This is a genomic window from Vibrio sp. HENC-03, from assembly GCF_000305755.2.
GTDB classification, from domain to species: domain Bacteria; phylum Pseudomonadota; class Gammaproteobacteria; order Enterobacterales; family Vibrionaceae; genus Vibrio; species Vibrio owensii.
The window spans coordinates 495,021-519,800 of sequence record NZ_JH976124.1 but is presented as its reverse complement, the minus strand read 5'-3'; the positions used below and the strand labels follow the sequence as shown (position 1 = coordinate 519,800).

The 24,780-nt window shown below is 46.1% G+C and carries 20 protein-coding genes; 6 read left to right on the top strand and 14 right to left on the bottom strand.

The window, feature by feature from the left end; genetic code table 11:
- Nucleotides 1-47 precede the first annotated feature (47 nt).
- The 4 genes from VCHENC03_RS10110 to VCHENC03_RS10125 all read right to left on the bottom strand — a co-directional run bounded on the left by VCHENC03_RS10110 (nt 48) and on the right by VCHENC03_RS10125 (nt 4,989).
- Nucleotides 48-1,055 carry a LacI family DNA-binding transcriptional regulator gene (locus VCHENC03_RS10110; protein ID WP_009701770.1) on the bottom strand — a complete coding sequence of 336 codons (1,008 nt, stop codon included), beginning with the start codon at nt 1,053-1,055 and terminating at the stop codon, nt 48-50.
- Nucleotides 1,056-1,312: 257 nt separating this feature from the next.
- Nucleotides 1,313-2,398, bottom strand: a complete 1,086-nt coding sequence (locus VCHENC03_RS10115) for a porin (protein WP_009706550.1) — start codon at nt 2,396-2,398, stop codon at nt 1,313-1,315.
- Between the two features lie 177 nt (nt 2,399-2,575).
- Nucleotides 2,576-3,592: a nuclear transport factor 2 family protein gene (locus VCHENC03_RS10120; protein ID WP_005374772.1), complete on the bottom strand. Its 1,017-nt coding sequence runs from the start codon at nt 3,590-3,592 to the stop codon at nt 2,576-2,578.
- A 101-nt stretch (nt 3,593-3,693) separates the two neighbouring features.
- Nucleotides 3,694-4,989: an MFS transporter gene (locus VCHENC03_RS10125; protein WP_009706549.1), complete on the bottom strand. Its 1,296-nt coding sequence runs from the start codon at nt 4,987-4,989 to the stop codon at nt 3,694-3,696.
- 338 nt (nt 4,990-5,327) lie between these two features.
- Here VCHENC03_RS10125 and VCHENC03_RS10130 point away from each other — a divergent pair, with 338 nt between their 5' ends.
- On the top strand, nt 5,328-6,869 hold the full coding sequence (locus VCHENC03_RS10130; protein WP_009706548.1) for a sodium:solute symporter: 1,542 nt from the start codon (nt 5,328-5,330) through the stop codon (nt 6,867-6,869).
- Nucleotides 6,870-6,880: 11 nt separating this feature from the next.
- Nucleotides 6,881-8,251 carry an L-serine ammonia-lyase gene (locus VCHENC03_RS10135; RefSeq protein ID WP_009706547.1) on the top strand — a complete coding sequence of 457 codons (1,371 nt, stop codon included), beginning with the start codon at nt 6,881-6,883 and terminating at the stop codon, nt 8,249-8,251.
- Nucleotides 8,252-8,415: 164 nt separating this feature from the next.
- On the opposite strand, the gene VCHENC03_RS10140 is transcribed toward VCHENC03_RS10135, so the two are convergent.
- Complete coding sequence (locus VCHENC03_RS10140) at nt 8,416-9,855, bottom strand: sucrose-specific PTS transporter subunit IIBC (RefSeq protein WP_009706546.1); 1,440 nt, start codon at nt 9,853-9,855, stop codon at nt 8,416-8,418.
- A gap of 262 nt (nt 9,856-10,117) precedes the next feature.
- On the opposite strand from VCHENC03_RS10140, the gene VCHENC03_RS10145 reads away from it, so the two are divergent.
- Nucleotides 10,118-11,104 (top strand): LacI family DNA-binding transcriptional regulator, encoded by a 987-nt coding sequence (locus VCHENC03_RS10145; RefSeq protein WP_009706545.1) that lies wholly within the window; start codon nt 10,118-10,120, stop codon nt 11,102-11,104.
- Nucleotides 11,105-11,228: 124 nt separating this feature from the next.
- Here the strand turns inward: VCHENC03_RS10145 and VCHENC03_RS10150 are convergent, their stop codons facing one another.
- Nucleotides 11,229-11,465 carry a hypothetical protein gene (locus VCHENC03_RS10150; RefSeq protein ID WP_005449600.1) on the bottom strand — a complete coding sequence of 79 codons (237 nt, stop codon included), beginning with the start codon at nt 11,463-11,465 and terminating at the stop codon, nt 11,229-11,231.
- A 540-nt stretch (nt 11,466-12,005) separates the two neighbouring features.
- On the opposite strand from VCHENC03_RS10150, the gene VCHENC03_RS27835 reads away from it, so the two are divergent.
- On the top strand, nt 12,006-12,179 hold the full coding sequence (locus VCHENC03_RS27835; protein ID WP_009706544.1) for a hypothetical protein: 174 nt from the start codon (nt 12,006-12,008) through the stop codon (nt 12,177-12,179).
- 607 nt (nt 12,180-12,786) lie between these two features.
- On the opposite strand, the gene cfa is transcribed toward VCHENC03_RS27835, so the two are convergent.
- The 8 genes from cfa to glgX all read right to left on the bottom strand — a co-directional run bounded on the left by cfa (nt 12,787) and on the right by glgX (nt 21,952).
- The gene (gene cfa / locus VCHENC03_RS10155; RefSeq protein WP_009706543.1) at nt 12,787-13,932 is read right to left on the bottom strand and encodes a cyclopropane fatty acyl phospholipid synthase; all 1,146 of its coding nucleotides are present in this window, start codon (nt 13,930-13,932) and stop codon (nt 12,787-12,789) included.
- A 7-nt stretch (nt 13,933-13,939) separates the two neighbouring features.
- On the bottom strand, nt 13,940-14,941 hold the full coding sequence (gene asrC / locus VCHENC03_RS10160; RefSeq protein ID WP_009706542.1) for a sulfite reductase subunit C: 1,002 nt from the start codon (nt 14,939-14,941) through the stop codon (nt 13,940-13,942).
- Between the two features lie 12 nt (nt 14,942-14,953).
- Nucleotides 14,954-15,754: an anaerobic sulfite reductase subunit AsrB gene (asrB, locus tag VCHENC03_RS10165; protein ID WP_009706541.1), complete on the bottom strand. Its 801-nt coding sequence runs from the start codon at nt 15,752-15,754 to the stop codon at nt 14,954-14,956.
- Nucleotides 15,754-16,782: an anaerobic sulfite reductase subunit AsrA gene (asrA, locus tag VCHENC03_RS10170; RefSeq protein WP_009706540.1), complete on the bottom strand. Its 1,029-nt coding sequence runs from the start codon at nt 16,780-16,782 to the stop codon at nt 15,754-15,756. The genes asrB and asrA overlap by 1 nt, the downstream gene beginning before the upstream one ends.
- Nucleotides 16,783-16,807: 25 nt before the next feature.
- Entirely contained in the window at nt 16,808-17,599 is a 792-nt protein-coding gene (cobA, locus tag VCHENC03_RS10175; protein ID WP_009706539.1) for a uroporphyrinogen-III C-methyltransferase, read from the bottom strand.
- Nucleotides 17,596-17,754, bottom strand: a complete 159-nt coding sequence (locus VCHENC03_RS27830) for a hypothetical protein (RefSeq protein WP_009706538.1) — start codon at nt 17,752-17,754, stop codon at nt 17,596-17,598. Before VCHENC03_RS27830 ends, cobA begins: the two co-directional genes overlap by 4 nt.
- Nucleotides 17,755-18,008: 254 nt before the next feature.
- Entirely contained in the window at nt 18,009-19,730 is a 1,722-nt protein-coding gene (locus VCHENC03_RS10185; RefSeq protein ID WP_083481849.1) for a sensor domain-containing diguanylate cyclase, read from the bottom strand.
- A 263-nt stretch (nt 19,731-19,993) separates the two neighbouring features.
- On the bottom strand, nt 19,994-21,952 hold the full coding sequence (glgX, locus tag VCHENC03_RS10190) for a glycogen debranching protein GlgX (RefSeq protein ID WP_009706536.1): 1,959 nt from the start codon (nt 21,950-21,952) through the stop codon (nt 19,994-19,996).
- A 445-nt stretch (nt 21,953-22,397) separates the two neighbouring features.
- On the opposite strand from glgX, the gene VCHENC03_RS10195 reads away from it, so the two are divergent.
- Nucleotides 22,398-23,675 carry a maltoporin gene (locus VCHENC03_RS10195; protein WP_009706535.1) on the top strand — a complete coding sequence of 426 codons (1,278 nt, stop codon included), beginning with the start codon at nt 22,398-22,400 and terminating at the stop codon, nt 23,673-23,675.
- 102 nt (nt 23,676-23,777) lie between these two features.
- Entirely contained in the window at nt 23,778-24,587 is an 810-nt protein-coding gene (locus tag VCHENC03_RS10200) for a MalM family protein (RefSeq protein ID WP_009706534.1), read from the top strand.
- Nucleotides 24,588-24,780: the final 193 nt, after the last annotated feature.

Sequence of the window (24,780 nt, the reverse complement as noted above, 5' to 3'; positions counted from 1 at the left end):
AAATGAGGGAATAAAAAAGCCAACCGCTTGGGTTGGCTTCTCTGGGATTAGGCTTTGGTGGTGCTGCGCTCTATCAATTTGACTGGCACCATCATCTTCACCAAGCTGCTGTTTTTATTGTTGATTTGATCAACGATGATTTTCACACACTCACGCGCCAGGCGACGGAAGTCTTGGCGGAAAGTGGTCAGTTGGTAGCTCAACCATTCCGTTTGTGGAATGTTGTCGAAGCCGATGACTTTCAGATCTTGAGGGATGCGAATACCACACTCAATACGTGCAATATCCATTACTGCCATTGCAAGGTTGTCGGTTGCACAGAACACGGCTTCTGGACGATTCTTATCGGCTAGCATGGCACGTACTTTATCCAGCGAACTTGCGTAGTCGTAGCTCGCTTCAATAATTCGCGGCGTCTTGCCCGTTAAGTCCTCAAACTCAGCGCTGAAGCCACTTTGACGCTCGTCGTTAGTAAAGGTTGGCACTTCACCCGTCAGGTAAACCGCGTTTTTCACCCCACTTTCGTGCAGCAGTTGTGCCGCTTGTTGACCAGCTTCGTAGTTGTCACTGATAACGTAACTGCTCTTAGTGCCTTCTACGACGCGCGCGTACTGAACGATAGGGATATTGAACTCTTCACACTCTTCATACAGTGATTTGTTGAAGGTAGCGGAAGCGGCAATGACACCATCTACACGGTATTGGAAGATGTTCGGGATCGAGTGGTTGTCTTCATCATCCACTTGCCATGGAATCAACACCGCTGAGTAGCCTTGCTTCTGCAATTCACTTGAAATCAATTGAAGTGTTTTCATGTGGATAGGGTAGTCCGCATCAGGGAATACCAAACCGATCAACTTAGATTCGTTGGTGGTCAAGCTACGTGCAAAAGCATTTGGACGGTAGTTTAGGGCTTTCGCGGCTTCGAAGACCTTTTGCTTGGTCTTTTCAGATACTGAGCTGCCCGGAACAAACACACGCGATACAGTAGATTGAGAAACGCCAGCCAGTTTGGCAACGTCCTTCGATGTTACGGTTTGTTTTGCAGGATTCATGTGAGTTGATTCATAAGTCAGTTTAACTGTGACTAGGTTAACACAAATAGGTACGTAGTCATAAAGAGAAATAAGCAAGATTTAGGTAAATAAAGGGTTAGATTGTCTTTGGTGGCGCAATTTGGGTAGTACCCAAGTTACATTTCATGTTTTGCATACGAAAAAAGCCTTACCCAAAAAAGGTAAGGCTTGCTCTTATTTCCCATTTCCACTAAATCGAATAAGTTACGTAACCGGAATAACTTATCTCGTGGTTATCAGAAGTAGTAGCGAATACCTGCCGCGAATTGATCATCACGGTTTTCGAATTTGCTGCCATCGTACTGATCTTTACCTAGGTCGAACTGGTATTCAGTCCAAACTAGGAATTTGTTCTTCTGGAAGTGGTATTCAAGACCAGGAATCAGCAAGTTACGCTCGTAACCTTGTGTCTCGTCACCACGATCTTCCATGTAGTTGTAGTTCAACGTTGGGCGTAGGCCGTTGTCGAAGTGGTAGTAAGTGTAGATTTCGCCACCTAGGGTATCGAACATTACGTCCGTACCGCCTTGGCTCACTGCTTCCCAGTTTTCGCCAACGTGGAAAGTCGCACCCGCGTAGAAGCCACCGTTGCTGTAGTTCGCGCCCAATAGCATGATGCGCATGTTGTCGCCGTTTTCTACGCCAACCACGCTTGCGTCTAGATCCGCAACTTCATTCTGATGGTAAGCCGCACCAAGTGTTACGCCATCAACCGGTTTGTAAGTGATCGACGCACCCATGCCGTTTTTCAGTGAGGCTGTCGCATTGCCTGCTAGAGCAACATCTTCACGCGTGGTTTGGTAAGTAAAGCCGTAGCTCACTTTTTCATTGATTGAATTACGGTACGTAATTGAGTTTTCTGCACGACCAGCACCGGATGCGATACCCCAGTCAGCTAGGTTGTAAACACCTGAGCCACGAGTACCGAATACACGACCTAAATCGGTGTACCATGCTACGTCGTAGAAGGTAGACCACTGCTTAGTACCCGCAGCAATCTTGCCGTATTTTTCGTGATCAACACCTGCGTATAGCAAGCGGTCGTAAATGTTGTCGCCGTTCGCGCCAGAGTTGTAGCCCCATTCCGCGTGACCGAAACCAGTCCAGCCGTTATCCAGACCCATTTGGCCTTTCAAACCGAAACGTGAGCTGCCGCTGTTCCATTCGCCGTTGTCATCACCGCCACGGTCTTGGTAGCGAAGGTCGAAACGGCCATCGATGGTTAGGCTGTCGCCAGCGTCATTAACAAAAGTGTGTGCAGCAAAGGCTGAGCTAGAAGTAAGCGCTGCTAAAATCACTGCAGAAAGGGTCGACTTTTTCATCATCAATCTCATTATTCAGGGCGCAGAAAGCCACCGTGCGTTCATGCCCGTTTTGAATAAGGGTTCTATCTTGAGGTTGTGCCCCATCCTTGAGGCACGAGTTGGGAGCATGTCACCTGAACCGAGAGGGGATTCAGGCAACATAAAGGCGGGTTGACAATCCGCCCCTAGGACTTCTTATAGAGAAGGGTTTAGGATCTGTTGAGTACGCTCGAACACGTCTAGACCTTGCTGTTTTAGCCAGTAAGGAAGGTCGATCAGTACCCAGTTCTCAGATAGCTTGTCGCCGTCACGGTAGTAAACGTCAACCACTTGCATGTCTGCACGTACTTCACCGCCTGTCATACCTAGGAAACCACCGATAGGCGTGTTAGATAGGTTTGGCCAGCCGAAGAAACAAGAGAAGTTACCTTCTGCGAAACGACATACGTGGCCGTTAAACTTCTTGTCTTTTAGGTTGTTACGGAACGGCAATTGGTGCTGCTGTTGGTAACGAGGAATTGTGTAAGACGCACCGATACCACATGGACCGTACCAGATCATGTCTTTAGACCAGCTCTTCTCAAGAACTTCTGGTGGGCAACCCATAGCGCCACTGTCGTTTAGTGCAGATAGGTCATCAACCATCTTGTTCACTAGTGCTAGTGTTGCTACGCCTTCTTCTGGTGCTGCGTCTTCGAACAGTAGACCGTCGTGGTTACGAGGACCAGGGTATACGAAGTGCTTACCTGTTGATGGTGGTAGTGGGTAACAACCCGCTTGGTCCATCGCGCCTAGAAGGTCTAGGAATAGACCAGTCTTAGTGATCTTGCCGTTTTCAACACAGTTAAATTCTGCGTAACGGATGTTCATGATTTTGCCAGTTGGGCGCATGCCTAGGTATTCAGCGTCGAATAGACCCATGAAGTGACCCATGCTCATTACCCAGATTTCACCTGATGTTACTTCGTTCTCACCACCGATGAAGATGTCTTGACGACGCTGCATGCGAGTCATTGATTTCATCAAAGGAGCCCAGAAAACGTCAGCCGCTGCTTGAGCGCCTTGTTGCTCACGGAATGGGTAAACACCACGCCATAGGTAATCTTCTGAAGTGTGTGCTTTTAGTACTTCTGCCACGTTCTCGTGAGTTGCGTTTTCCATTGCGCTGAAGTATTCACGTACAACGCGTTTCGCTTCTTGATATTTAGACATAATAAACTCTCTTATTTGCTGTCGAGTCGGCTTTGGGAACAGGACTCGAAATTAAGTTTTTTCATCCGGCCGGGGAGCCAGCCGGAGTTTTTGAAATTCAGTTACGCTTTTACTGCTTCGGCTTTTTTGCTCTTATCGAACACGCCGCCTTTTAGTGTCTCTGGCAGTGATAGCCATAGAAGACCAGCAAGGATCCATACGATTGGTGAACCCCACATTGCGGTTTGTAGGTCGGTACGCTCTTGGATGAAGATAAGTACCATTGGTGCCCACATACCGAGGATACGACCACCGTGGAATAGCGCCGCGCCGTAGCTACGTAGGTGTGCTGGGAACAGTTCTGAGAAGTAACCACCCCATACCGCTGAAGAAGACAGGCCGAAGTTGTAAATCAGACCAAGTAGAGCCAACATGTTTAGGCCGCCAATCACCATGTCGCCAGGTGCAACAAAGAAGATTGAAACCATGATGCCCGCTAGGATGAAGCCAAACGCGTTCACCTTACGACCGAATTTGTCAGCTACCCAACCCCAGAACCACGCACCAAACAGTGAACCAAATGCTGAGATAGAGAAGATGAGACCGATGGTTGCACCGTCGAACATACGTACATCACGTAGGTATGTGGTTACGAAGCCACCAAAGAATTGGAAACCGTAGAAGTTAAGGCCAGCCAGTAATAGACACGTTAGTGTGATCTTACGGTAAGGCTTGCTTAGCATTTCGCCCCAAGAGCCTTTTTTCGCTGGTGCATTTGATTCTTCTACTTTTGCTTGCTCTTCTTCACCGTAAGCGATCACTTTGCTGTCGCTAGGTAGTACAAAGATCATGACCACAGCGGCTGCCAATGGTGGGATACCACCTACAAGCATTAGGCTTTCCCATGGTGCATCAATGCTTGCAATAAATGCTGCATACGCACCCATTACCATCAGTGCTACAGAGAACATAGAAGACGCGAATGCCGTCAACTTACCACGTACCGTTGGCGTAAATAGGCCGATCATTAGGCTTACTGCTACGGTGAAGTAACCACCCAGTGACAAACCAATGATGAAACGCATTGCTGCCCATGTTGCGTAGTCGGTGAACATCATATTGATGATCGTTGCGCCACCGTTTAGGGCTGTGATGGTAATAAGAGTGGATTTCTTACCAAATTTTGTTGCGAACCAAGCACAGCTCAATGCACCGATAAGTGCACCAACCGACTGCCACGTATAGAACTGGGCAGTGTCTGACAGGCTAATACCATCATACGCTTCAACGATGTATGGGCGTACGTAGTCAATAATTACAAAGTTATAACAATAGAAAAAGTAACCAACCAGTATCGCTAGATAGGCAGCTACCCTTTGAATCATAGGAACTTCGCTCATGTGTCTTTTGGCATTCATGACCGATAAACCTCTATTTCACTTAGGATTTGTTGCTATTCAAACTTAATGAACACGATCTTATTTGGATCATCTTCGATTTCGTGTCGGGGTGAATCATAGTTTTTTTAAGGTTATTAGAACCGTGATCAAAATCAATTTTAAAATGAATGCGTACCCATTTTGTGGGTTTTAGTGACAAGGATCTCACTAATCGGCGTTTTTGGCGATTTTGAATACATTTTCGCCTATATTGGTGATAATAATCACACTTACAGTGGGATTGTCGTTTAAAAATGCCTTTTTACAGTAATATCTGGGCATAATAATTAGCTACCCAGAATTAGGAAAACCTTAAAATGGTTACGTACTCAAGTTTTGTGGTGATTGCGTTATATGTAGCAATTACCATACTAATCAGCTATTTAGTGAATAAGCGCTACAGCAATGGTGGCGACTTTTCCACGGGTGGAAAGCAATTTGGCTGGTTTACGGCGGGTGTTTCGATACTTGCGACTTACATTAGTGCGATGACGTTTGTAGGGATGCCTGGTTGGGTTTATAGCTCTGGCATGGAAGCGATGAGTATTCACCTTAACTATCCCATCGTTATCTTTTTCACCGTCATTTTCTTTGTACCTGTCTTCTATAAGCTGGGTCTGACTTCGATTTATGAATACCTTGAGCACCGCTTTGGGGTGTATGCAAGAACTATCAACTCGATTGTGTTCATTGTGGTTCAATGTATCTCTGCGGGTGTGATTTTGTATGCCGTGGCGCTGATCTTAGTGCAAGTTCTGCCTATCAGTATTTCTGAAGCCATTATCTACATCAGTATTTTCACCGCTTGCTATACCTATGCGGGCGGGATTTCCACGGTTATCTGGACCGATATGTTGCAATCTGCAGTATTGGTTGCGGGCAGCATCGCTATCTTTGCCATTCTAATGACAGAGATTAATGCGGCAGATTACCTTTCTCGTGATCACCTGAATATCATCAACTTAGACTTTGATTTGGGCGTGGATACCACACTCTGGGCTGGCGTGGTTGCCGTGAGCTTTTTGCATTTGAGTGTGTACGGCACCAACCAATTGATCATCCAACGCACGTTAGCGACGAGATGTGAAAAGACGGCGCAGAAGTCGATGCTGTTGTGTGGTTACGGTGCGTTTTTCGTGTATTTGTTCTTCGCGGTACTCGGTGTTCTTCTGAGTGTTTTCTATCAAGATCAATCGTTTGAAAACAGCAACGAAGTGATTTTGGATTTCGTCTTCAACCACACTAACCCAATCGTCGTTGGTTTGATCATTTCCGCATTGGCAGCGGCCGCAATGTCGACGCTGGACTCGACCTACAACTCGATGGCGACCGTCGCGACGTTCGATATCTACAAGCGTTTCGTTCGCAAGAGTGCCGATGATGGGCACTACGAAAAAGTCGCAAGAAAGATGAGTTTGCTTGCTGCGGCTATGGTGGTAGTGCCAGCTCTACTGGCGGTATCGAATGAATCGGTACTCAAAACCATCGCTAGTCTGACTTCTATCTTCGTTGGTATCCGTCTTGGTTCATTCGTGCTTGGTTTATTCTGGTCGAAAGCCAACGAAAAAGGCGTGATCGTTGGCAGTATCATGAGTGTGATTGCGGTGTTTACTGCAATGTATCTCGACGTGGCTTGGCCGTGGTTCGCGCCAATTGGTACGTTTGTCTTCCTTTTGTTTGGTGTGTTAGTGAGTCGTCGTTGGGGCGCTGTGACGGCCGAGCAACAAATCTTTATCAATAATCAAAAACATCTTTTTGCAAAGCCAACCGCAAGCCATTACGGGCTGTTGGTGTTCGCTGTGGCGACCATCGCTGCTTGTATGGTTCTCCCTGATTGGCTTTATGCTGCATTGTCGTAATAGGTAAGTTTATGCTGTCCATCTTTGATATTTACAAGATTGGTGTGGGCCCTTCTAGCTCTCACACCAATGGTCCAATGATCGCGGGTTACCACTTCACTCGTTTGATTGAATCGAACTTGGCAAAAGTGGTTCGTATTCAAGTCGATTTATACGGTTCACTTTCGTTAACAGGGATTGGTCACCATACAGACCGTGCAACGATTTTGGGTCTGTTGGGTAACAAACCAGATACCATCAAAATCGCTTCTGCAAACAAAGCGATGCGCAAGGCGATTGAAGAGGGCATGATGTCTGTCGATGGCCGTCATGAAATCGAATTCAACTACAAAACGGACATGTTGTTCCATGAAGAGAATCTTCCTCTGCATGAAAATGGCATGACGATTACTGCGTTAGATGCGCATGGCAATCAGGTTGGGTTTGAAACTTACTACTCTATCGGTGGTGGTTTCATCGCAACGGCGGATGAACTGCAAAATGGCAGTGCGACTGCACCCGTAGAAGTTGAGTTCCCATTCTCCAGCGCGGACGAAATGTTGGCACAGGCTGAGAAGAACGGCATGAGCCTCGGCGGCATGATTCTGAAAAACGAACAAGCGTTTCAGGAAATGGAAGCCATCAATCAACGCGCAGAACAGATCTGGCGTGTGATGACGCGTTGCATGGAGCGTGGTTTCGAAACAGAGGGCATCTTGGATGGCGGCTTGAACGTGAACCGCCGTGCGCCAAACTTGCTGAAAAAGCTTGAAGCAAATGCAGCAATCGAAAACGATCCAATGGAAATCATGGATTGGATTAACCTGTTTGCTTTTGCTGTGAGTGAAGAAAACGCGGCTGGTGGACAAGTCGTAACGTCGCCAACTAATGGTGCGGCGGGTGTGATTCCGGCGGTATTGATGTACTACCATCGCTTCATCAAAGAGCTTGATACTAAACAGCTTAAAGACTTCCTTGCTGTGTCCGGTGCGATTGGCATTTTGTACAAAACCAATGCGTCTATTTCGGGTGCCGAAGTGGGTTGTCAGGGCGAAGTTGGCGTGTCTTCTTCCATGGCGGCAGCTGGCTTGACCGCGCTACGTGGTGGCAGCAATGAGCAAATTTGCATTGCGGCTGAGATTGCCATGGAGCACTCACTAGGCATGACTTGTGACCCGATTGGTGGCTTAGTGCAAGTGCCGTGTATTGAGCGTAATGCGATGGGTGCAATGAAAGCGATCAATGCTTCTCGCATGGCATTAAAGCGTAATAGTAAATGTTTGATCTCGTTAGATAAGGTGATTGAAACCATGTACCAAACGGGCAAAGACATGAACAAGAAATACCGCGAGACGTCACTGGGTGGATTGGCTTTGATCCACCTAGCGCCGCCTTGCGAATAAGCACAAAAAAAGCCAGTCAGAAACCTTCTGGCTGGCTTGCTACTCAAAGCGAGTGGCAGGGGGATTATGCCCCACAACCCCACCTTACTGCTCGATACTACTGAGCCCCCGATATCGAACAAGCAAGATGAGACTGTGTTGAATGGGCAAGGAGTTAAAACTTCTTATGCTGTCGCTGTCTTTGCTTGTTTTGCTTTATCACGCATGCCCAATACGACGGTCAGAACAAACGCGGTTGCGAACGCGATAACCATGCCGACAATGTAGTAGCCAATCTTATCTGGTGCGATAGAAATAATGCCCGGCAGACCTGCAGCTCCGAGTGCTTGCGCTTTAACGTTAAATAGCGTGATGAATGCACTCGCGACAGCTGAACCGATGATCGCAGCGATAAATGGGTAGCGTAGCTTCAAGTTCACACCAAACATGGCTGGTTCCGTGATCCCAAGTAGACCAGTCACACCCGATGGCACCGCGATGCCTTTCATCTTGGTATCTTTAGTAGTAAAACCAACCGCCAGTGCTGCGGCACCTTGTGCAACGTTCGACATTGCCGCGATAGGGAAGATGAATGTGCCGCCTGTGGTTGCGATATCAGCCAATAGTTGGGTTTCAATCGCGATAAAGCTGTGATGCATGCCAGTGATAACGAACGGTGCGTAGATAAAGCCAAACAGCGCGCCACCCACAAAGCCGGCTGAATCGTAAAGCCAGTTAAGGCCATCACCCAGCATAAAGCCAAGGTCACGCGTAAACGGACCAACCAAAGTAAACGTTACGAAACCCGTAATGAAGATCGCCAGCATTGGTGTGAGCAAGTTATCCAATACGGATGGGATGACTTTACGTAAACCAAGTTCAACCTTAGCCAAAATGAAGGCAGAAACCAGAACAGGCAGCACCGAACCTTGGTAGCCAACCTTTTGGATTTCCAAACCCATGATGTTCCAAGTCGGTACCGTGCCGGATACAGAAGCGCTACCAAAACCCCAACCGTTAAGCAGATCGGGATGAACCATTAACATACCCAGCGCTGCTCCTAAGAATGGGTTACCGCCAAACTTCTTCGAAGCTGAGAACGCCAATAAAACAGGAAGGTACACAAATGGTGCGTTCGCGAAGGTGTTGATCATATTGGCTAAATCGGTAAGCCCTGGGTAGGCATCAATGATCGATTTACCCTCAATGAATAGGCCTTGCGCCGTTAAGACATTGAACAGACCCATCAACAAACCACCTGCAACGATGGCTGGAATGATCGGAACGAAAATATCCGACAACCCTTTAACTGCGCGTTGAATTAGGTTTTGTTTATCCGCTCCGGCAGAAGCAACATCGTTGGTCGACATCTCTGCCAATCCAGTTTGTTTCGCCATCTCTGCGTAAACTTGGTTTACGATGCCAGAGCCGAAAATGATTTGGTATTGACCTGCAACTTTGAATTGGCCTTTTACGCCATCAAGGTTGCCGATCGCTTCTTCGTTGACCTTTTCTTCGTCTTTTAGCGCTAAACGTAAACGTGTTGCGCAGTGAGCAAGGGCTTGAATGTTTTCTTTACCGCCTAAATGCTCAAGTAGTTGTTTTGCTATGACTGGATAGTTCATTGCACACCCCGGTTGGTATTACTTGTCTTTAATTGAAATAAATATTGTTTTGGTTATTTTTGGGAACGTTTGCAAAGCGGATTTTTGATGATTAATGGCAACGGGTCAAAAGATAAGGCCGAATTATGTGAGAATGATCGTTATATTGGGTGACAATGATCCGCTTAACGAGGGTAAAATCACGTTAATCCTTCATGGGAAGTGGCAGATTTCTGCAAACAATCCCAATAATCAACAATGGCAAAGATGGAATAGGGACAATATGGCGAGTTTGCACGATGTGGCGCGTTTGGCTGGCGTATCCAAATCTACAGTATCCCGTGTGATCAATAATGAATACGGGGTAAAAGAAGCGACGAAAATCAAGGTGCGCAAAGCGGTGGAAGAGTGTGGCTATGTCGTCAACCAAGTCGCCAAAGACCTAAAATCGCAAAAGACCAATTTGATTGGTGTGATTGTGCCTCGTGTTTCATCCCATGCGATTTCTCAGGGTGTGGATGGTTTAACCGCGATCATTGAGCAAGCAGGCAAACACGTCCTGCTAGCGAATACTCACCAAGTGTACGAAAAAGAAATCGAGTACATTCAGATCTTCAATCAAAAGCGTGTAGAGGGCATTATTCTTTACGCCACGCATTTTGATGCCGCGCTGAACAAGGCCATTCAACAATCCAATGTTCCTGTCGTATTGGTAGGGCAAGATGGGTCACTGCATAACGTACCAAGCGTGGTGCACGATGACGTTCGAGTGGGCTTTGAAGCTGGTAATCGCTTAGTCGCCGCGGGTTGCAAGCAGATTGGTTTTATTGGTGTGCAAGGTGAAGACATCGCTGTTGATGTACAGCGCTCGCAAGGGTTAAAGCAATCTTTGGACTTTCATCAGCAAGCTTTATTGTTCCACGCGCGCGGTGATTTTTCGATTGAATCCGGTTATCAGCAAGCGAAAGAACAGATGGAAGCGTATCCTCATTTGGACGGACTTTTCTGTGCTACCGACCGTATTGCCGTAGGCGCGGTTAAAGCACTTCGTGAGATGGGGGTAAAAGTGGGAGAGCAAGTTCGCGTACTCGGTGTGGGTAACGATGAACTGGCAAGCATTAGTATTCCAAGCCTATCTACCTTCAACTATGCGTTTGATAAAGCGGGCGAAAACGCAGCGAAAATGTTGATTGAACGAATCGAAGGTCGAGGAAAAGAGATGAGTAAAGTTGTGCTGACTTTCCAAAACATTGAGCGTGAAAGCTGCTAACGTAAGAATACTTTAGAGAACGTTCCCGAAAATGTATTGAAATTGAACGTAAAGCCGATGTGGAGAAGACGCATCGGCTTTATTTTTGGGTTTCTTTCGAAGAGCGACAGGCGAGCGTTTAGGCTTATCGCAGCAAGAAATAAGGCGTATTTACGTAAGCATGCCCTGCGGAAATCGCGTAAGGCAATACCACCTTGCCAACAGAAACCGCCGTGTTAACCAGTGGTTGAACATTGATGTTCGCGTTCATCAACGTTGGGCGAACATTGGGGGCGAGGCGATAATGACCTGGTGTAGACACGCAACCAGAAAGTGTTGACGTGAATAGCAGTGCGATGATGATTGATTTGATGGCTTTCATAATGGTTACTCTCAAAGTTTTTATTTTGGCTCTGGTTTTGGCTTTCTGTATGAGCCTTGCTTGAGACGAAGATTGCCTGAGCGTGCACAGTACGGCCATCAATGCTGAACAAGTCACAGTTAAGAAGACTGAAAGTAACAGTAGGCGTTACTAAGTATGAGTAATTGCGATGAAAGTCATTAAACCTGATGCTTTAGTCATGCCTTTTGAGACTTAAATAAGTAAAACGATAAGTTAGAAGCTCTCGATGGGGTAGGAGAGCGAAGTGGTGATTCAGAGCTGCTTTGAATTGTTATGAGAAATCGAATGTTATACAAATAAATCGAGTTAGCTTAGATACTCATATTATTGAGGTTTATTATAAAGACAAAAATAAATTACCAAGTTTGATTTATTGCATCTAAAATAAAAATAACTATTGAGAGTTGGATTAAATTACTTTTTAATAGTCTCAGATTCAATATCTAATAAATCATAACTGCGTGCGGATTTTACATATCAAGTAGTACGTTTTTAGAGTAATTATAGAAGGAGAGTAATATGAAGAAGTTTGTATTGGCTGTACTGATTATGCTCATCGCGCCTTTGTCTATTGCGAGCAGTGAACGCAATATGCCTGATTCTTCAAGGTATGAGGCGTGCCTGATTGATGGCAAGGTTGTCATGATGCAACCCAATATGTGTTATGCCATGGGTGGTCGCCGAGGCGGTTAATCAGCAAAACTCTGTTTTACGAAAAGTCGCGTAAGCGGCTTTTTTATTATCTATTTAAGACCTAAATAAAATAGAAATTAAAAGTTAACTAAAATTATTTTCTTTGTTTCTTTCTAGAAAATATATTTTCGTTAAATTAAGTGTAATTAAGTAAACATTGAATTGTATTTACGAATGAAAGCGTAAACTCTTGTAATATACCCAAGTAACCTCGAGATGCTAGGTTCAGCGAGAATGACTTGGTTTGTAGACGCGGCGGCGATTTAAAGGTCTAGTGGGTCTAAATCAAGAATCGGCAACAAAGTATACAAGCCAAGGCAGCTCGCCCTTTGGGAGCGTGTCATTGACTCGATTGCTGCGTCAAACAACTTGGAAAGAGCTGGCTATTACGCTGCGTTGTTTTCCTTGTTCTCGAATCAATGACAACGCTCTGAATCCTGCATCTTGAAGTCACTTGGGTATATACCCAAGTAACCTCTCGCTAATGACAAAGTTTTGAATCTTTCACATTGAAGTCACTTGGGTATAAAAAAAGCCAGAATGAAACCGCCCATTCTGGCTAGGAGCCAAACGAAGGTGCTCAAAACACAATCTGGAGGCAGATTGCTTACATGGAACGTACGGTCAGTGGTCGGCGGCGGCCAATCTTAGTTAGGGCGAGCTGCCATAAACTCAAATCTCGTGAGCGAAAGGCGCCAGCACAGCTGAGTAAGTAGTATTTCCACATACGGTAGAAATCTTCACTGTAATCGCCTTTGATTTGATTCCACGAGTTTTGGAAGTTGGAGAACCAGCACATCAGGGTTTTGTCGTAGTCTTCACCGAAGTTGTGCACATCTTCGATGTTGAATCGATCTTCCATCGCCTCTGCGAGGTTCTTCATCGATGGAATAACGCCATTTGGGAAGATGTATTTCGAGATCCACGGGTCCGATGCGGTAGTGCTGTGGTGTGAACCAATGGTGTGTAGCAAGAACACGCCATCGTCTTTCATGAAGCGCTCTGCGCACTCGAAGTATTCTGCGTAGTTCTTCGGTCCCACGTGTTCAATCATACCAATCGACACTAGGCGATCGTATTGCACGGTGGGCTTGAACTCGCGGTAGTCCTTCAAAATGAAGTTTGCGACTACGCCATTTTCTATTGCCAGTTTGCTGCCGAGCTTCTTCTGTTCTTTGGATAGAGTCAGACCATCGCAAATTACGCCATACTTCTTCGCTGCGTAAATCATAAAGCTGCCCCAACCACAGCCAATATCGAGGATACGCATTCCCGGTTGTAGGTCGAGCTTACGACAAATCAAATCCATTTTATGTTCTTGCGCTTCGTCTAACGTCGCAGCTCGGTTCCAATATCCGCAGGTGTAGGTCATGCGTGAATCGAGCATCTTTTGGTAAAGCTTATTGCCGATGTCGTAATGGTGCGGTACATCGAATTTACAACGCTCAATGCTTTGTGGGTTAACCCAGCTTTTCAGTTTTAACTTCGCAGCGGAAGAGGCGAACTTGAGCTTTTCAGCCAGTCCTAGTTTGCCTTCAATATCGTTTAAAAGTACGCGTTCAAAGAACTGATCCAAGCGGCTGCAATCCCACATCTTGGACATGTACGCTTCCCCTAAACCCAAGGAGCCTGACTGCATCACAAGCTCATACACTTTTGGGTTAAACACTTGGATATCCCACGGTTTAGAACCATTGATGGTGATACCTGCTGGGGCTAACGCCTCTTTAAACATTTCTTCTAGTTTGTTCATACTATGCCTATTTCACGTGCATGTTCGCTACGTATTCATCTTCTGCCCAATACATACGTTCGGCGACTTTGGCTTCCGGATTCAGGCTAACGCCATCTAAGACGCGCTCTCTAAAACGCAAGTAGCCGCCTTTATCAATCAGATGTCCCATGTGGAGGTAAATCGGCTTACCGCCCAACATCTCTTTTTCAAATTCGAACAGATTGTCGATGACAGGGTGTAGGACGTCTTCCGTTACCCAATTGAGGAACATCTTGCCAACGCGAGGGGTCTTCTTCGAAGTTCGACCGCCCAGTTTGACCATATAGAATTGTTTTGGATCTCGACGCCAAGCAAGTGTCGGACAAGCAAGCACACATTCACCGCAGCCAATGCATTTGCTTTCTTCCTTCACCGCTTTACCGTCTTTGAGTGACAAGCAATCTACTGCGTGGTGCGCACAAGCTTTGACACAGGCGCCACAACCAATACAGCGATGGCTTTCGAAATTAATCTTGGCGATACCTAAGATGCCGAAATCCGCCATATTGGCTTTGGCACAATCGTTCGGACAGCCTGCCATGACCATTTTTAAATGGTATTTACTTGGGTAAACGTGACGCTCCATTCGTTGTGCCAAGCCGGTGGTATCAGTATTGGCTTTCTGGCAGATTCGACTGCCCTGACACGCGACGATATTACGTCCACCAATTGACTGATAACCTGCTTGAGTGTCTTCGACATCAATGCCGCACGTATCGACGGTGATGTCTTTGATGAAAGGCTCAAGTGCTTTGTTGACCTCTGGAATGTCTTCATAACGAATGCCGGGCATCGCCAGTTTTTGTCGTGTGGTGAGGTGAATGACACTATTGCCCCATTTTTCGGCGATCTCTTGCGCAGCACCGAGTAAGTATGCGGGCATAATGCCACCTGGAATGCGCACGCTGATCATGCACTCGCCGCGAACTTTCGATAGGCGGTAATCGCCATTGGCGCGCATTTTGATGATATCTACGTCCATCGTCATTGTGATTCCCTCCTAATCGATCATGGTTCTGGCGTGGTCATAACGGAAAACCGGACCATCCAAGCACACGTATTTGTCACCAATTCGGCAGTGACCGCATTTACCCACTGAGCAGGCCATTCTGCGTTCGTAGTCGACCCAAATCTGATCTTCTTGAATGCCTCTGGATAAGAAGTCCTGCACGACGAACTTAATCATGATCGGTGGGCCCACAACGATGACGCGGATGTTCTCTTTGTCAGAGAGGTCAAGCTTGCTGATGTGCTCGGTGACTAAGCCGCTCTCATAGAAGTGTTCGTCGCCACCGTCATCCAAGGTGGTGATGACGTGATTGGAGTAAGACCAATTCAGCAAGTCGTTTTTGTACAACACGGCATCTTGGTTTTTGAATCCGAGGATCAAAGACATCTTCTTCACATCACTTGGGTTGTTGTGAAAGTAGTTAATCAGCCCTTTAACCGGAGCAACGCCAGTGCCGCCCGCGACCACGATGAGGTGTTTATCTTGGTATGCTTCCATCGGGTAGCCATTGCCCATTGCGCCGCGCATCATCACGCGATCACTGGCGTTTAATTGGAACAGCTCGCTGGTTACCTTGCCTACATTACGTATCAGCAAGTCGACGTAACCTAAGCCGTAATCGGAGACTGAAATAGGTGCTTCGCCCACAAGGGATAAACCCACTTCGACAAATTGTCCGTAATGCACTGGAAAGTCACACGCAACGCGAAAATTCCATTCCAGTTCTGTGTGCTTTTCGATATGAATAATCGGGTAGCTTTGCGGCAGCATTTTGTTTTCACAATCGCACATTAGAGCGCCTCCTCTACAATCGATGTCATCTTGTTGATGATGTTGCTAAATGAGATGTAGTGAGGGCATCGGTCGTCGCAGCGTCCGCATCCAACACACATATGGTGTTCGCCTTGGCGAGACTTAAAATCGTTGACCTTATGCAAGGCGCGATAACGTAAGCGCTCTCCGGTTTTATGGCGAAAGCTGTGACCGCCAGCCATATCCGAGAAGCCATCAATCATGCAACTGGCGTGTTGGCGGCGACGTTCACCCACTTTGGCTTCTTGGTTATAAACCACATCAAACACGTTGAAGCAGGCGCAAGTCGGGCATGAGGAAGTGCAGCGACCGCAACCAATGCAGCGTGAATCGTATTCTGACCACACTGGATGACCGAGTAACACTTCACGTATTTTCGTTGGGTCATCGCAAACTGAATCTGGCGTACGCACTTTGACTGGATTGGACTTGACGAAGCTGACGCTGTGTTCAACGTCTTTGCCTTGTGAAAAGTACGGTGTCAGCTCTGGATCTTTAATAGTGACAATGGCGCCGTGATCACTAAATTGCACTGAAGCGGCGAAGTTATCGGTTTTGTTGGTCCCCATAGAGACACAAAAGCAGTTTTCGAAACTTTCGCTGCATTCAATCAGTACGAGTTTGAGTTTCTGGCGCAGACGTTTGTAGTAGAAGTCTTCGTGACCGCCGTTTTCTAAAAACATGTAATCAAGGCTTTTGAGCGCATTGATGTCACAAGCTCTGAGAAACAGAAACACAGGACGCGCATCGACGCTGGATTCTCGCAACTCGTCGGCGTTAAACCAAAACAGGGTTTCGGTAATTGGGAAGACGATTTCTTTGGGTGAGAAATGGCTTTTCTCTTTCCACTCCAGTTGGTCGTAACGTTCTAATTCTTGGTAATCCAAATTTGGGGTATGGGCAAAACGACCTGCGTATTCTTCATAGACGGGCGCCATCACCTTATAGCTCTGACGTAACGCTTCGATCGCCGAACCCATTTGCTGAGTAGTTAAAAACTTAGGCATTGTTCTATCTCGTTATTTTCAAAAACTAATGAATCGTGCGTTCTAAACAGGGCTCGGCGGTGGACTCAAACCATTCCAGTGACTGCGAGAGGGAAACCACGTCTCCAACCACTATGATTGCTGGCAGTGGTGGTTTTTGCGTTTTGCAGGTTTCATACAGTCCGGCTAAGGTAGTGACGATCTTGTTTTGATTCTCTCTTGTCCCATTGCTGACGATGGCGCAAGGTGCATCTGGCGCGAGACCGTGAGCAATGAGGTTGTCTGCGATCGCTTCTGCTTTGTGTAGCCCCATGTAGAAAATTAGGGTGTGGTCGATGGCGGCAAGTGCGCTCCAATTCGGTTCGCTAGCATCATTACAGTTTCGTCCCGTTACCAAGGTTACACCCCTCGAAACTTGTCTATGAGTGACCGGTATCCCCGCGTAAGCGCAGCATCCAAGTGCCGCAGTTACACCCGGTACAACCTCATAGTTGATGCCTTGCTGTGTTAAATAGGTCGCTTCCTCACCGCCTCGACCAAATACAAACGGGTCGCCCGCTTTTAAGCGACATACCGTAAGACCTGTGATTGCGTAGCCCTTCATCATTTCGTTGATTTCTGCCTGCGTTTGCGAACACTTACCGTAGTGTTTACCCACGCAGATTTTTAGGGTTTTTCGTGGGATGACGTCCAAGACTTCTTCCGAAACCAGATGGTCATAAAGCACGACATCAACGCGATTAAGCAGACGAAATGCTTTAATGGTAAGCAGCGACGCATCGCCTGTGCCTGCTCCAACCAAATAAACCTGACCATAAGATGGATTGGATGCCTTCATGAGAAAATACCCCAAATCAATACAACGAATAGGATGGCGGCAATAACCCAATAAAGAACCTGATGGACGTTATCGCTGACCCAACCTAGCTCTTCTAACATCTCGCTAGTCAGGTCTAAATTTATCTGCTCTACGTAATCGTCCAGTTCTTTCATTTTCAATTGGCTTCGTGCAATCCCCTGATGCATTTAAGGTTATTGATGAGAGCCGTTAAGTTAAATCAAAGAAAAATAAACACCTGTTCAGAACTGATTAACGAGAGGGTGTGGGGGGCAGAATTTGAGTCGCTTAAAAGACGGGGAAAGAGGGAAGTGTCGTGTCAGATCTTGTGACTTAACTGACTGTAATAGAAATAAAAAAAGCCAGAGTGATATCTGCTCTGGCTTTGTCTTCTTTCGTAAGAAATTCGCTATGCCGCTTTGAGGTGGCAGACGCGATTCTTGCCCAATCTTTTTGCTTGATAAAGTGCTTTGTCAGCTTGCTCCACTACATGGTGATAGCTGGTTTCTAATGGCGTAAACCCAACACTTGCCGTAAATCGCACATCGCCACAACCCAACGTGAGATGGCTTCTTTGCAGCGCGGTTAGGAAGTTATCAAGCTGATGTTTAGCATCAAACTCGTCATTGGCTTGGAACATGATGGCAAACTCTTCACCACCATAACGTGCTAAACAAATCCCTTTTGGTTTAGGGAAGTAATCTCGCATCACTTCTGCGGTTTTTTGGATGACTAAATCACCGACTGGGTGGCCGTATTTATCGTTGATGTATTTGAAGTTATCAATGTCGACCATCGCGATAAAACGGTTCTCAGAATGAAGCTCTCTCGACACTTTTGCTGCTAAACACGCTTTGTTTTCGAGTTGCGTCATTGGATCTTGATGGCGCAAGCGGTCATGCAATTTGAGGTTTGACAACGCCACTTGGGCGTAGTTCTGAATCAAGCTCAGCACGCATTTGTAGGTTGGGAATCGGCAACTGACGTAAGTCACTCCAAGCAGCTCCCGTCCATCAAACAATGGAATGCAGTAGTGGTTACTGTTGATCTTGAGCTTTTTCGTCAGCTCGTCGCCGTACTTCTTCGTTCTGTAAGTTAAAGCGCTATGAGAAAAACGCGCCGCGAGTTCCGCGTCAGTTAACACCAGCTTTTTATTGCCGTGATAATCGAGGGTGTAAAAGCTGTAATTCAAGCTGTCGTATAAACAGAACTGTATGCCTCTGTGGTAGCAAAAGCGATCCAAGACATGCTTGAGTTGGGTTTTGAACTCACCAACGCTCTCCGTGCCATTTAGGCGTGCTAAAGACAAATGCAGTTGGTAAGTGAGGTAATTGATTCCGATGGCGAGTGCGAGTAGAGAGGCGATGACACCGGCCGTTAGCGTGAACGGATAACTGCTGTTGAGGATATCGGCACGGTCTGTTCCTGCGACAAACACCCAGTTTAAGCCGTTGTCTGCATCGAAGACTGAAATCTTAAAGTTATCTTGGTAATAGTATTCGTGTTTACCGAACAGTAAGCCCGATGCAACTTTATCGCTGATACCGCCATGATAACTCACTGAAGAGTCACCGATGCGGCTTGGATCTGGATGGAATACCAAGCGTTCTGTATCTCTGTCTACGACAAACACATAACCTTTATTCAATGTTTTCAGACCACGCAATTGTTGAGTGGTATGAAGAAGATCGAACTCAAGCCAAAGTTGGTATTTTAGATTTGGATTGACGTGTTTGATGGCGAATACCCAGCGTTGTTGCGGGTTTTGGTACAGCGAAGAGATAGAGAATTTATCGCTGACAGTATCCAGTTTATGCCATTGAATTGCGCTGGTGTCTGCTTGTTTGATTTGACCAGATAGGCCATAAGCGACGCTGTTGTTGGATGTGGTATAGAGGATATTGGAGTATTGCGGGGAATAGTCGATGATGCCTTGGCTTAGTTCACGGAAGTCAGGATCATTGAGGTCTTGTTTGCTTGCTTTTAATGCGGTCTCTAGAAGATAGAATTTGCTGAAAGCCGCTTCGATTTGGGAGTGGATCAACCGTTCTGCAGTGATGATATTGGTCTGTGATTGCCGATAGACCATCGACTCGGAATCGACTAACTGAGCATAAGCCAGGTAGACCATGAAACCTGCGAGTAAAAGCAGGTAAGGCCGCAGAATGCGGATTAAGAATTTAGGTAAAGCCATATGCCAAATAACGTTGTATATATTATAAATGTGATTTGGCTAGCAATATTAGATTAGTTTCACCTGTGCATCAATGCGTATGGTGTGCTATTTGAGCTGATTGCTGTTTATGTATTCGAAACGTTGAAAAACAAACCCAGCGCATGGCTGGGGTTGTCAGTTCTTGTAGGAATACGCTTCGCTTTTGTCAGGTAAGGTTCTTACTCTGGTTGATAATGCAAAATTGCCATCGACGTAGGAGAAAGCAACACTTCGCCTTCCGCATGACCAGGATTGAGATTACGCACATTGGTATCACACACGGTCACCCACTCTTGACCACGCTCATTTGGTAGCTTAAATCGCGCAGGTGCGTTGGTTTGGTTGATCAGGTACACCAACTCTTGTCCTTCCTTGCCGATGCCTAAATGTAGCGCTACAGAGCTTAAACGGTTCCAATCATCGTGCTCCATCAAGCTGCCATCAATACGACGCCAGAAGATACGGTTGTTATTGCGATTCTCACCACTGAACGCTCGAATGAATGGCACCATATACTGATTACGATTAGCAACCATTTGTGACATCCACACTTTGAAGTGCTGTTTGCGTTCTGTGCTCGACCAATCTAGCCAGCTGGTTTCGTTATCCTGACAGTAAGCATTGTTGTTACCGCCTTGCGTGTGCGACAACACATCCGCGGTTAGGATATGAGGGATACCAAATGCAAACAACAAGCTCGCCATTAAGTTGCGCTTTTGTTTTTCACGCGTGGCGATGATCATCAGGTTTTCGGTTTCGCCTTCTACGCCATAGTTTTCAGAGCGGTTATCGCCGTGGCCGTCGCGGTTTTCTTCACCGTTCGCTTCATTGTGCTTCTGTTTGTAAGACACCAAATCTTGCAAGGTGAAACCATCGTGATACGTGATGTAGTTGACCGTGAGTTTGTAAGGCCAGTTTGCTGCGCTGTAGATATCACGAGAGCCCATCAAACGAGTCGCAAATTCTTTTAGGTAGCCTTGGTCACCGCGCCAGAAGCTGCGGGAGATGTCGCGAAGTTTATCGTTACACTCGTTCCAACCAAATGGGAAGTTACCCACTTGGTAACCGTTAGGGCCGATATCCCAAGGTTCAGCGATCAATTTGGTTTCGCGAAGAATAGGGTCTTGCGCGACGGCTTTAAAGAACGCTGCTTCTGGATTGTAATCATCGCCTTGGCGACCGAGTGTTGCTGCCAAGTCAAAACGGAAGCCATCGACTTTAAATTCGCTCACCCAGTATCGCAGCGTATCCATAACGAGATTCAGTGCTGGCTGGTAAGTTAAGTCGACTGTGTTGCCACAACCAGTAAAGTTCGCGAAGTTCTGACCGTGTTTGATGTAGAAACGTGAGTCGAGCGCTTTTAGGTTGAAGATCGTTGAGCCTTCGCCGCCTTCCGCCGTGTGGTTATACACCACATCAAGGATCACTTCGATGCCGTGTTTATGCAGCTCGCGGATTGTGGTTTTGAGTTCCGTCACCGCGTCTTTTTCTGCATAGCGAGGGTCCGGCACCATGAACAAGTATGGGTTGTAACCCCAGTAGTTCACTTTATCCATCTTAAGCAAATGCGGTTCATGCATACACGCTGCGACAGGTAGCAATTGCAACGTATTAATGTTTTGCTGTTTGTAGAATGCCAACATTTCAGGTGAAGACAAACCTAAATAACGGCCTTTTGTATCGCTTGGAACTTCAGGGTTCTGCTGAGTGAGCCCTTTAACATGAGTTTCAAACAACACCATCTCTTCCCGTGGTATGCGAGGATGATCTGTGTCTTGCCAATCAAAGTTGTCTTCTATGACGACACACTTTGGCATATCGAAGCTTTTTGCAGGAGAAAATGGAGGCTGGTAGTGAAGGGCTTTATCAATCGACTTTGCATAGGGATCGGAGATCAGCAAAGGTTCGTCTTTATGCGTCACTACATAGCCATACTTTTGCCCCGGTTTGATGTCAGGGATAAAAGTATGGCGAATGCCTGCATATTCGCCTGGTAAGTCGTGCAGCTTGTAGCTACCGTCTTCCGCAAATAGCGCAAGTTGAATGTCTTTACTACTCGGAGCATGAATAGAGAAGTTACAACCTTCTTTATTTACAGTTGCGCCGAGTGGGTATGGGCGAGAGTGAAGTTGTGTCATCAGCGAATCTTTTTTTAATTTTATTGCTACCTTTAAGAAACTATAAGTAAAAAACTTTGTCTTACTAAGGTCAACCACCTTATATCGAAAATTATCACTGTAATTAAATTACTTTCTACGACCTATTTTTGACAAAAATATGAAATGGCTATCACTTTGTAGCGGCCATAAACTGAAGAAACTTACTAATTCCTCCCTAGATTGGTGATCTAACTCGAAAAAACACCATTCGGTATATTTTCTCATCCCTTCTCATCCCCCCTAAATTAGTTTGGGGCGGAGGAAGTCATCCTTGTACTCCTTGGGTAATCTGCAGACTGTTGAAACAAACGGGGACTTGTTCCCATCTTACCTCTCTTTCTTTAGGTGCATTTTTACTGCCTATATGTATCTAAAAGAGTGAGCAGGGAAGACAGAATTATAAATACCCTTAATGGAGTTAAGAATGAAAAAAGTAAGTGTAATTGCTGCTGCTGTTGCTGCAACTTTAGCTGCTGGTTCTGCTTTCGCAGTGGACTTTCATGGTTACATGCGTGCTGGTGTTGGCGTAAGCGCTGACGGTGGCCAACAACTAACGTTCGAAAAGAACAAAATTGGTCGTCTAGGTAACGAAGGCGACATCTACGGGGAAATCCAATTAGGTAAAGAAGTTTACAACAACAACGGTAAAACGTTCTACGTAGACTCTATGATTGCAATGACTTCTAACGGTTCTAACGACTGGGAAAGCACTGCAACTAACTGTGGCCTAAACGACGCTGGTGATGCAGTAAGCTGTACTGACGACGCTCAATTCGCTCTACGTCAGTTCAACGTTCAAGCTAAAGGCGTTCTAGGTTTTGCTCCAGAAGCAACTCTATGGGCAGGTAAGCGTTACTACCAACGTCACGACATCCATATCTCTGACTTCTACTACTGGAACATCTCTGGCGCGGGCGCTGGTGTTGAAGGCATCGAAGCTGGTCCAGGTAAAGTATCTTTTGCATGGGTTCGTAACGACCGTGGTGATATCGCTGACCCAGGTAACGATGGCGGCGATGCAAACGTTAACACTCTAGACGTACGTTACGCTGGTCTTCCAGTATGGGAAAACGGCTCTCTAGAACTAGGTCTAAACTACGCTCTAGTTAACGAAACTGACGACGCACCAAACAGCACTAAAGATGCAGAAGACGGTGTAATGTTCACTGCTGAATTGACTCAAGGTCTAGATTCAGGCTTCAACAAAACAGTATTCCAGTACGGTACAGAAGGCTACTCTAAAACAATGGCATTCTACGGCGACGGTAGCTGGTACGGTGCAGAAGCTGACAGTGGCGCATCTGGTTACCGCCTAATCAACTGGGGTGTAATCGGCATGGGCGAAAACTGGGAAATGGGTCACCAGTTAGTATACGGTGTTGGTGAAGACATGTGGGCTGGCCAAGACAAGTGGGAAGCAATGTCTGTAGTTGTACGTCCAATGTACAAATGGGATGACAACCACAAAACTATCTTCGAAGCTGGTTACGCTATCGATGATAACGACGGTGCAGAGAACAAGTTCGGTAAACTAACTGTTGCTCAAGCATGGTCTGCTGGCTCTAGCTTCTGGGCTCGTCCTGAAATCCGCGTTTACGCGTCGTACCTAACTGCAGATAAAGACGACAACTCTAACGCATTTGACGGCGGTCGTTCAGACGATACATTCCAATTCGGTGTACAAGCTGAAGCTTGGTGGTAATCATCTAGCCACTAAGTCCTAAATTGTCCTAGAATGATACAGCCAGAAACTTATCTGGCTGTATTTATTTCAAAAAACAATAATGAGTCGAGGTAGACGGTAATGAAAAAATGGCTTGCTCCCGTGCTGTTGGGAATGTTGGCTACAGGATGTACTTCTGTAGAACAAGTCGATATGAGCCCGAAAGGTCAACAACAAGTGATCACGCAATCGGGTGATATTCAATGGGTACCAGTTGATGTACCTGTGGTTACTGAGTTCGCTTTGACTGATAAAAGCCAGATGCTGCTAGATGGTAATAGTGCAGGTGCAATTGCAGCGTTCGCATTACCAGGCAATCGTGGCAGTCTCGATATCAAACTAGAGACCTTCGTAAACAAAAATCTAGAGTTTTACGCACCTAACGTCGTTGTCATGAACACGGCAGGTGAAACTATTTACCAAGCAGATTTCTCAAAGTTTAAGTACGAGCCAGCAAAACTGTTGGACAACGATAAATTCGTACTTGAAATGAACGTGATTCCAGACATGACAGGTAATGACTTGCATGTACTGGTTTACACAACTTCAGCTGATCTAAAAGGAAGTTCTGAAGTTCTTCACCCTGCAAAAGCCTTCGCACTGGCAAATCACACTCAGCCGCCAGATATTGCAGACCCTCAAGCGAAACACAGCCCGCTTGGCCAGTTCCGCTTTTCAGTATCCGCGAACGACATCGTGAATACTAAGATTGTTGCGAAAAACGACAACATTCCTCAAGGTACGGATTTAACCAGCTACTACCACAGCTCTATCAAGGCAGCGGTTGCCGCGGACGATATTCCTAAAGCGCTAACACTGCTTGATGAAGCAAAAGAATTGGGCATCGAAGGTGCACAAGAAGTATTTGTTAAAGCAGTAAATACCAAATAAACGAATAAAAAAGGCCAGCAACTTGCTGGCCTTTTTAATTGCATTTAGAACGATAAAACTCACCCCTACATATAGTTAGCTTATTCACAAATTTATTTGTTTTACTTTGTTTTTCATATTTAACAGATCAATAATTAAAGTGTGTTCCTAACCTTACTCGTCATCGATTAGGAAATAATTAAACCTCTCAAAG

Bases quoted from the DNA above. Each gene is read 5' to 3' on its own strand.
- VCHENC03_RS10110 (WP_009701770.1), bottom strand. From the start codon at position 1,055: ATGAATCCTGCAAAACAAACCGTAACATCGAAGGACGTTGCCAAACTG.
- VCHENC03_RS10115 (WP_009706550.1), bottom strand. From the start codon at position 2,398: ATGAAAAAGTCGACCCTTTCTGCAGTGATTTTAGCAGCGCTTACTTCT.
- VCHENC03_RS10120 (WP_005374772.1), bottom strand. From the start codon at position 3,592: ATGTCTAAATATCAAGAAGCGAAACGCGTTGTACGTGAATACTTCAGC.
- VCHENC03_RS10125 (WP_009706549.1), bottom strand. From the start codon at position 4,989: ATGAATGCCAAAAGACACATGAGCGAAGTTCCTATGATTCAAAGGGTA.
- VCHENC03_RS10130 (WP_009706548.1), top strand. From the start codon at position 5,328: ATGGTTACGTACTCAAGTTTTGTGGTGATTGCGTTATATGTAGCAATT.
- VCHENC03_RS10135 (WP_009706547.1), top strand. From the start codon at position 6,881: ATGCTGTCCATCTTTGATATTTACAAGATTGGTGTGGGCCCTTCTAGC.
- VCHENC03_RS10140 (WP_009706546.1), bottom strand. From the start codon at position 9,855: ATGAACTATCCAGTCATAGCAAAACAACTACTTGAGCATTTAGGCGGT.
- VCHENC03_RS10145 (WP_009706545.1), top strand. From the start codon at position 10,118: ATGGCGAGTTTGCACGATGTGGCGCGTTTGGCTGGCGTATCCAAATCT.
- VCHENC03_RS10150 (WP_005449600.1), bottom strand. From the start codon at position 11,465: ATGAAAGCCATCAAATCAATCATCATCGCACTGCTATTCACGTCAACA.
- VCHENC03_RS27835 (WP_009706544.1), top strand. From the start codon at position 12,006: ATGAAGAAGTTTGTATTGGCTGTACTGATTATGCTCATCGCGCCTTTG.
- cfa (WP_009706543.1), bottom strand. From the start codon at position 13,932: ATGAACAAACTAGAAGAAATGTTTAAAGAGGCGTTAGCCCCAGCAGGT.
- asrC (WP_009706542.1), bottom strand. From the start codon at position 14,941: ATGACGATGGACGTAGATATCATCAAAATGCGCGCCAATGGCGATTAC.
- asrB (WP_009706541.1), bottom strand. From the start codon at position 15,754: ATGTGCGATTGTGAAAACAAAATGCTGCCGCAAAGCTACCCGATTATT.
- asrA (WP_009706540.1), bottom strand. From the start codon at position 16,782: ATGCCTAAGTTTTTAACTACTCAGCAAATGGGTTCGGCGATCGAAGCG.
- cobA (WP_009706539.1), bottom strand. From the start codon at position 17,599: ATGAAGGCATCCAATCCATCTTATGGTCAGGTTTATTTGGTTGGAGCA.
- VCHENC03_RS27830 (WP_009706538.1), bottom strand. From the start codon at position 17,754: ATGAAAGAACTGGACGATTACGTAGAGCAGATAAATTTAGACCTGACT.
- VCHENC03_RS10185 (WP_083481849.1), bottom strand. From the start codon at position 19,730: ATGGTCTACCTGGCTTATGCTCAGTTAGTCGATTCCGAGTCGATGGTC.
- glgX (WP_009706536.1), bottom strand. From the start codon at position 21,952: ATGACACAACTTCACTCTCGCCCATACCCACTCGGCGCAACTGTAAAT.
- VCHENC03_RS10195 (WP_009706535.1), top strand. From the start codon at position 22,398: ATGAAAAAAGTAAGTGTAATTGCTGCTGCTGTTGCTGCAACTTTAGCT.
- VCHENC03_RS10200 (WP_009706534.1), top strand. From the start codon at position 23,778: ATGAAAAAATGGCTTGCTCCCGTGCTGTTGGGAATGTTGGCTACAGGA.